The organism is Phormidium sp. CCY1219, from assembly GCF_055795085.1.
The window spans coordinates 20,824-28,023 of sequence record NZ_JAYFEQ010000483.1 but is presented as its reverse complement, the minus strand read 5'-3'; the positions used below and the strand labels follow the sequence as shown (position 1 = coordinate 28,023).

General features: G+C 49.1%; 10 protein-coding genes. 7 read left to right on the top strand and 3 right to left on the bottom strand.

What is annotated here, in order from left to right:
• The first annotated feature begins 50 nt into the window (after positions 1-50).
• The 4 genes from AC0QH1_RS12770 to AC0QH1_RS12755 all read left to right on the top strand — a co-directional run bounded on the left by AC0QH1_RS12770 (position 51) and on the right by AC0QH1_RS12755 (position 2,325).
• Complete coding sequence (locus AC0QH1_RS12770) at positions 51-242, top strand: hypothetical protein (protein WP_324631519.1); 192 nt, start codon at positions 51-53, stop codon at positions 240-242.
• Between the two features lie 36 nt (positions 243-278).
• A complete protein-coding gene (locus AC0QH1_RS12765) occupies positions 279-1,388 on the top strand; it encodes a succinate dehydrogenase/fumarate reductase iron-sulfur subunit (RefSeq protein ID WP_324631518.1) in 1,110 nt (369 codons plus the stop codon).
• Between the two features lie 6 nt (positions 1,389-1,394).
• Complete coding sequence (locus AC0QH1_RS12760; protein ID WP_324631517.1) at positions 1,395-1,589, top strand: chlorophyll a/b-binding protein; 195 nt, start codon at positions 1,395-1,397, stop codon at positions 1,587-1,589.
• A gap of 166 nt (positions 1,590-1,755) precedes the next feature.
• Entirely contained in the window at positions 1,756-2,325 is a 570-nt protein-coding gene (locus AC0QH1_RS12755; RefSeq protein WP_324631516.1) for a Uma2 family endonuclease, read from the top strand.
• Positions 2,326-2,395: 70 nt separating this feature from the next.
• On the opposite strand, the gene AC0QH1_RS12750 is transcribed toward AC0QH1_RS12755, so the two are convergent.
• On the bottom strand, positions 2,396-2,524 hold the full coding sequence (locus tag AC0QH1_RS12750) for a hypothetical protein (RefSeq protein WP_324631515.1): 129 nt from the start codon (positions 2,522-2,524) through the stop codon (positions 2,396-2,398).
• Between the two features lie 81 nt (positions 2,525-2,605).
• On the opposite strand from AC0QH1_RS12750, the gene AC0QH1_RS12745 reads away from it, so the two are divergent.
• A complete protein-coding gene (locus AC0QH1_RS12745) occupies positions 2,606-3,427 on the top strand; it encodes a tetratricopeptide repeat protein (RefSeq protein WP_324631514.1) in 822 nt (273 codons plus the stop codon).
• A gap of 262 nt (positions 3,428-3,689) precedes the next feature.
• On the top strand, positions 3,690-3,941 hold the full coding sequence (locus AC0QH1_RS12740) for a DUF4278 domain-containing protein (RefSeq protein ID WP_324631512.1): 252 nt from the start codon (positions 3,690-3,692) through the stop codon (positions 3,939-3,941).
• Positions 3,942-4,103: 162 nt separating this feature from the next.
• On the opposite strand, the gene AC0QH1_RS12735 is transcribed toward AC0QH1_RS12740, so the two are convergent.
• Positions 4,104-4,832 carry a rhomboid family intramembrane serine protease gene (locus AC0QH1_RS12735; protein WP_324631511.1) on the bottom strand — a complete coding sequence of 243 codons (729 nt, stop codon included), beginning with the start codon at positions 4,830-4,832 and terminating at the stop codon, positions 4,104-4,106.
• Between the two features lie 446 nt (positions 4,833-5,278).
• Between AC0QH1_RS12735 and AC0QH1_RS12730 the strand changes: the two genes are divergently transcribed.
• Positions 5,279-6,883, top strand: a complete 1,605-nt coding sequence (locus AC0QH1_RS12730; RefSeq protein ID WP_324631510.1) for a sensor histidine kinase — start codon at positions 5,279-5,281, stop codon at positions 6,881-6,883.
• On the opposite strand, the gene AC0QH1_RS12725 is transcribed toward AC0QH1_RS12730, so the two are convergent.
• Positions 6,867-6,989 (bottom strand): hypothetical protein, encoded by a 123-nt coding sequence (locus AC0QH1_RS12725; RefSeq protein ID WP_324631509.1) that lies wholly within the window; start codon positions 6,987-6,989, stop codon positions 6,867-6,869. The genes AC0QH1_RS12730 and AC0QH1_RS12725 overlap by 17 nt on opposite strands.
• Positions 6,990-7,200 lie beyond the last annotated feature (211 nt).

Genomic DNA, 7,200 nt, shown 5'->3' with positions numbered 1-7,200 from the left:
GCTTTAAGCCTTAGATTCCTTGCCCCGCTTACGTTTTCGGTATTTCAACCTTGACTTTGGCGGGAACGATTCGCACCTACTCTTTTATATTGCCATTCTTATCCGACGGCAGTGGCGATCGCCCCTGCTGTTCGATTCACATCCTCCCCCAAAACCGTGGCGGGCGCAGGGCGAAATCTACAGTGCAACATTGCCACAATTGGCGCGAAAGACCCGAGACCCCCGGAATCGGCGTACAATAAAACACAGCAGTTCCCAGACGCGATTCTGTGTCACCCATGCAAGTTTTATTTAAAGTCGTTCGACAAATTCAAAATGCCGCCCCCAACATTCAGACCTACACCCTGGATGTCGAACCGGGAAATACCATTCTCGATTGTCTCAATCGCATAAAATGGGAGCAAGACGGCACCCTGGCCTTCCGCAAAAATTGTCGCAACACCATTTGTGGCAGTTGCGGTATGCGAATTAACGGGCGATCGGCCCTCGCTTGTAAAGAAAACATTGGCGACGAACTCGCCAGAATGGAGCGCATTCGCCAACAAACTCAGCTCGAAACCTCCGACCCTGGCAATGACTCCTTGCGCCCCCAGTCCGAAATCTCCGAGGCATTACCGGGCGGACCGCCTCACCCCACTACCGAGGATGCCATTCCCGAAATTACCATTGCGCCGATGGGCAATATGCCCGTCATCAAAGATTTGGTGGTGGATATGTCCGGGTTCTGGAAAAATCTCGAGGCGATCGACCCCTATGTGAGTACCGACGCGCGCCAGATTCCAGAACGCGAATTTCTCCAGTCCCCAGAAGCGCGATCGCGTCTCGCCGATAGTGGCAATTGCATCCTCTGCGGTGCCTGCTATTCTGAATGTAACGCCCGGGAAGTCAATCCCAATTTTGTCGGTCCCCACGCCCTGGCAAAAGCCTATCGCATGGTGGAAGATACCCGGGACGATCGCACGGAAGAACGGGTGGAAAAATACAACCAAGATACCTTCGGCGTCTGGGGTTGTACCCGTTGCTTTTACTGCAATTCTGTCTGTCCGATGGGCGTCGAACCAATGGACAAAATCGGCAAAATTAAAGATGAAATTCTCGATCGCAAAGATGCTAGCGATTCTCGTCCGGTTCGTCACCGCAAAGTCTTGCTCGATTTAGTCAAAAAAGGCGGTTGGGTTGACGAACGCAAATTTGCCGTCATGGTAGTGGGCAACTACTTTAAAGATATTAAAGGATTGCTCAGTCTCGGTCCGGTGGGATTGCGCGTGATGACTCGCGGCAAATTCCCCCTGACATTTGACCCCTCTGAAGGCACCGATGAGGTGCGATCGCTCATCGAATCCGTTCAAGCACTAAACTCCCAATCCAATACCGACGTCCAACAGTAAAAAACCATGACCTCCGAACAACCCGAAACCCCCACCCCACAACCCACCACCGACGAACCCCAACCCCCACAACCCGCTTTCGGTTGGACCGAATATGCCGAACGCATTAATGGGCGATTTGCCATGATTGGTTTTGTCGCTCTCCTCATCCTGGAATTCATCACTCGCCAGGATTTATGGACTTGGTTGGGGTTGCGCTAATCGCCATCATAGCGGTAGGGAAAACTCTGCCGCTATACAACATTTTCTCCGCCACTCGTTCCCAGGTTCCACGGCAAATTCCTACCTGTAGAGACGCGATTTCAAAGCGTCTCTACCTTGCCTCCCCCTCCCCAAATTTCCAGACGATTGCAGGAGAGTTGAGTTAATGAATCCGGTGGTGCTAAATTTAGAAAATGTCGGACTCACTGACGCACAATTCGAGCGGCTTTGTCAGGTGAATCGCGATGTGCAATTGGAACGAACCGCTAAAGGGGAATTAGTCATTATCCCACCGGTGGGCGGAGTAAGCGGAAATCAAGAAGCTGATTTAATTGCCGAAGTCGCGATTTGGAATCGGCAAACCCAACAAGGAAAAGTATTTAGCTCATCAACAATTTTTCGCTTGCCCAATGGCGGCGATCGCTCTCCCGATGTCGCCTGGGTAACACTAGAGCGTTGGTCCGCATTAACCCCAGAACAACAAGAAGCGTTTCCCCCCATTTCTCCCGACTTTGTTATCGAGTTGCGATCGAAAACCGACCCCCTCCCACCCCTCCAGGCAAAAATGCAAGAGTATCTCAATAGCGGACTACAGTTAGGATGGTTAATCGATCCGCAACAGCAACAGGCAGAGATTTATCGCCCCAATACCCAACCCGAAATCCAGAAACTTCCTTCCCGGTTATCCGGAGAAGAGGTGTTAACGGGATTCCTCTTGGATTTGCCGCTGTTTTAAGCTAAATTCTGCGGTTTTTGTCTCTCTCAATTCTCTCCCACCCACTCCCAAATTTTAAAAATAAATTCAATTATGACTGACGCTCCATCGTCCCATTAAACACCACCTGTAGGGTGGCCAAATATTTTCCCACCCTACTCCTCCTCCCATCCACTACCGCCGGGGCAACCCTCCCCAAGGTGCGGATTTTTCCCGTCACATTGAATTGAGGAAAAGTTCCGGAATGCCATTGGCGGATTACAATAAAAAGCGAGCAGTCTTGTAAAGCACAGAGAAACCAATGGGATATTCTATCGATGTCTACGACCACAATTTTGAAGAAGAAGTCCTAGAAAAGTCTTACGAAATTCCCGTTATCGTGGACTTTTATGCAGTGTGGTGCGGGCCTTGCCAAATGTTAAAGCCGATATTGGAAAAGGTGGCGCAAGAGTACGATTGCATTGTGGCAAAACTGAATATCGATGAGAATCAATCCATCGCCCAAGCATTTCGCGTGGAAGGAGTGCCGGATGTAAAAATTATCCGCAATGGCGAAATTATCGATGGCTTTGTGGGAGTTTTACCGGAACCTCAATTGCGCGAATTGTTGGTGAAATGCAATATCAAATCGCAATTGGATGAAAAGCTCGATGCAATTCGGCAAGAATTGTTGGCGGGAAATCGCAGCAAAGTGGCGGAACTGTTCGCGTCGTTGCTGACCCAATATCCCGAACATCGCCGGGTTTTAATTGAAGCGGCAAAGTTTTATATTAGTGAGGATAAGCTGGAAAAAGCTGAGGAATTGCTCTCGCCAATTCAAATGGACGAACGGGAATTTTTTGCTGAGGCGCAAGCGGTAAAGGCGTTAATTCAGTTTAAGGCAGAGTGCGTCAATCCGTCGGGAAATGGAGAGCTAGAGAGCAAGTTTTCTCGGGCATGTTGTCTGACGTTAGACGGAGAACATGAGTCGGCATTGCAGCTTTTTTTGGAGATTGTGGAAACTGACAGACAGTTCAAGTCTGATGGGGCGCGAAAGGCAATGCTGTCGATTTTTGAGTTGCTGGGAAATAACCATCCGGTGACGAAGGAGTATCGCAAGCGTTTGATGATGGTGCTGTATTAATGGGGCGCGATCGCTTCTCCCCAGTTGTCTGAGTTTTTTCCCTTTTCTCGCAGGATCGTTGCCTCGAAATCCTCCCGAGGATTGGTCCTGTGCCCCCTTTGCTGATGTAACGATTGAGGTGTTGAAGAACTAATTTCGGGCATTACAGGTGTTTTTTACACCCGGATGTCTCTGGGAACTTCTACCCCAGGGGACAAGGGTGTAAAACCCTGGTTTGCCTTTTGGTGTCAACAACCATCGAAGTCTGTTACAGGTTACAGTAATGAAACTCATGTATCGCGGTGTCAGCTACAATCTAGCGCCTGCTGTGGAAACGCCGCAGTCGGAAATATCGGGCAAGTATCGCGGGGTGTTTTGGCGCTTGAGAAGGCAAAAGAAGCGCGGAAAGTTCGCCGGGTGCGATCGCTGTCGGTTTTACTCCGGGGATCCGCATTTGCTTTGTGCGGTCCATCCGGATGGTCCGGGTGGCGATCGCTGTCCAGACTTCGAGTTAGATTCACCCAGGAAAAATTGAGAATTAAGAATTAAGACTTGAGCAATTTTTGATTTTCAATTTTTGATGAATTAAATAGGTTTTGCAAGTTTAAATCAATGGGTTTGAGAGAGAAGAGAGGGAATATTTTTCCCATCTTCTCTTTTTTTTACTCGCTTACAGGAAGGCTGGGAGAATTTAAACTTAATAAATAGCCCGGTTGGGTTTATATTTGACGAAGAACGGAACTAATCCGGCACCGATAATCAATCCCACTCCATGCGCCCAGTAGCCGATGCTGAACGGATTTACGCCGCCGATAACCGCCAGCTTGCCGATGCCATAAAAGAGTTGCTGGACGAACCACCAGAGCAAGTAGAAACTGATGGGAAGTTCGATGGGAATAAACAGGATAATTAAGGGTAGAATGGTGTCGATTTTGGCTTTGGGAAAGTTCAGAAAGTATGCGCCGAGGATAGCGGCGATCGCGCCATTAGCTCCGACTAAAGGTACGGTTAAATCCGGAGCGATCGCCACTTGAGCGATGGCGCTGAGGATGCCACAGAGCAAGTAAAAGATTAAAAATCGTCCGTGGCCTAAAATCTGCTCGACCCGCTTGCCAAATACCCACAAAAATAGCAAATTTCCTAAAATTTGACTAATGCTCCCATGCAGAAACATGCCGAGGACAAAAGATGTTGCGGACATGAAAATCAAAGTTACCCAAGCGGCGGGATTTTGATGGGCGATCGCATCGGTGACCACGGCGAGGATGCGATCGGGAACTACGCTCCAGGTTTGCAGAAAATCAGTCAATTCCCCTGCTAGGTCGAGTTTAATTTCCAGGATAAATAAAGCCACATTTAACCCAATCAGGGCGGAAGTGACGAGGGGTCGCGTGCGAGTGGGGATGTTATCGTCGATGGGAATCATAGGTGCAGGTTGATTCGATGAACGGACAGTATTTCTGAAGGATACGAACCTGAATCAATGTAACCGGGGAACTCCCAGTGATGGCGAGGGTGTCTGTGTCATATCAAATTGAGTTATTTTACCTGCAATATTATCCAAAAGTGGGTGCATCTTGCTTGCGACATCGAAGGAGGAAGGGAAACGCAACCGGGTAAAGTGACTGTAAAATGTCGATTTAGCCATTTTTAACCGCAATTTTCTCAACTCTGTCAAGTGGGTTACGCTTTACCATAGCTTAACGAAAATTTAACCTACATTAAAGAATGATAAATCCCAATCTGGGTTGCATGTTTTTCAGGGAAAATAGATAATAGAGAAAAATCTGTTGATTTTACGAAAGTACCAGTTTAGGGTCGTTGGATGTGTTTGTACTAAAAAAATCTGATGCCGTGTTATCGGGTGGATCCTTGTCAAAGGACGTTCTGCGGAACTTACGGTTAAGCTCAACCTTGTTAGAGCTGACGCTTTATGATTTTCAAGTGGAGTCCTCGACGCCGGGGGGTGAAATCGCACAGGCGTTTTCCGACAATCCTCTCCTTCCGGGGGTGACGATTGTAGAGGGCGATCGCTTTGTGGGAATGATGTCGAGACGGCAATTTTTCGAGCATTTAAGCCGTCCTTATGGGTTAGAATTGTTTATCCGGCGTCCGATTAAGGCGTTATATGCCTTGACGGAAACCGAGATTTTGATTTTCCCGGGAGAGACGTTAATTTTGATGGCGGCGAGACGCTCTTTACAGCGATCGCCGGAGTTTTTGGACGAACCGATTGTAGTTCGGGTTGCGCCGCATGTCTACAAACTTTTAGATTCTCATCAATTACTGGTGGCCCAGTCCCAAATTCACGAACTGACGACGCAATTAAATAAGTTAATTTTAAATTCCGCCGGGGAAGGCATTTTTGGCTTAAATCGCGACGGGCGAACCACTTTTGTCAATCCCGCTGGGGCGCAGATGCTCGGATATGACGTGGGAGAATTAATTGGCATCCCGATGGAAAAGTTCTGGTCGTCCCCGCCGGGGGAAACCTGCTCGCCCGATGCAGAAAACCCGTTCGATCGCGTTTTAGAATCGGGGGGAATTTATCACGTGAGCGATGCGGTGTTTTGGCGCTCGGATGGGATATCTTTTCCGGTGGAATATGCGATCGCCCCCCTGCAAGACTCAGGAGAAACGATTGGCGCGGTGGTCACGTTTAAGGATATCACCGAGCGGAAAAAAGCCGAAGCGGAAGTCAGGAATCTGAATGAAACTTTAGCCCGATATACGGTGCAATTAAAAGCAACTAATAAAGAACTCGAAGCGTTTAGCTATTCGGTTTCCCACGATTTGAGGGCACCATTGCGGACGATTGATGGTTTCGCCCAGGCGTTATTGGAAGACTATAGCGATGGACTCGATGAGTTAGGTCAACATTACCTCAAACGGATGCGCGTCGCCACCCAACGCATGGGCCAACTGATTGCCGATTTGCTGCGCTTGTCGCGGTTAAATCGCACCCAGATGCAGCGCGAATCGGTGAATCTGAGTCAAATGGCTCAGGCGATCGCCAAGGATTTGCAGCAAATGGAACCCCGGCGATCGGTGGAATTCGCGATCGCACCCACGGCGATCGCACAAGGCGATCGGCGTCTGATTCGGGTACTCTTGGAAAATCTGCTGGGTAATGCGTGGAAATTTACCCGCAAAGTCCCGCAAGCGCGCATCGAACTCGGAGTAACGGATCGCTGCGCCCTCATCGCCCAGGGCTATGACAAATTGTCAACTCGCAATACAGAAGTCCCACCCCACCAACCGGTGTATTTCGTGCGCGATAACGGCGCAGGATTCGATATGACCTATGCCGCAAAACTGTTTGCCCCCTTTCAGCGCCTGCACTCCAGCAGTGAGTTTGAAGGCACCGGCATCGGTTTGGCAACAGTGAGGCGCATCATCAATCGCCACGGAGGACAAGTCTGGGCAATGGGTGAGGTGAATCGAGGTGCCGCGTTTTATTTTACCCTGAGTCGTTAGCACCCCCGTTCTCCTCGTCCACCGGGCGGCGATCGGCCACTTCCCCCGATTCTACCCCACCGGGATGAAAATTGCCGCCCTTCTCCGTGCATTTACTGTGAGTCACTTCGCTTCATTGAAACTTCACATCTGTACTCGATAAAAATATGTGCTTTTACGAAAACTTTATAAAAAATTCGGGAAACTTGCTGCACAATAGTGTTTACACGGAACTTACCGAACGACTTACCCGTAATTTTACTTACCTCCGTAAGCACAACGGGTCAATGCTGACCGCCGAACCATTTGAGGTGCGTCTCAAACCGATTGAATCCGCA

Excerpts from the sequence above, each read along its gene's own strand:
- AC0QH1_RS12765 (WP_324631518.1), top strand. The coding sequence starts at position 279 with ATGCAAGTTTTATTTAAAGTCGTTCGACAAATTCAAAATGCCGCCCCC.
- AC0QH1_RS12760 (WP_324631517.1), top strand. The coding sequence starts at position 1,395 with ATGACCTCCGAACAACCCGAAACCCCCACCCCACAACCCACCACCGAC.
- AC0QH1_RS12755 (WP_324631516.1), top strand. The coding sequence starts at position 1,756 with ATGAATCCGGTGGTGCTAAATTTAGAAAATGTCGGACTCACTGACGCA.
- AC0QH1_RS12745 (WP_324631514.1), top strand. The coding sequence starts at position 2,606 with ATGGGATATTCTATCGATGTCTACGACCACAATTTTGAAGAAGAAGTC.
- AC0QH1_RS12740 (WP_324631512.1), top strand. The coding sequence starts at position 3,690 with ATGAAACTCATGTATCGCGGTGTCAGCTACAATCTAGCGCCTGCTGTG.
- AC0QH1_RS12735 (WP_324631511.1), bottom strand. The coding sequence starts at position 4,832 with ATGATTCCCATCGACGATAACATCCCCACTCGCACGCGACCCCTCGTC.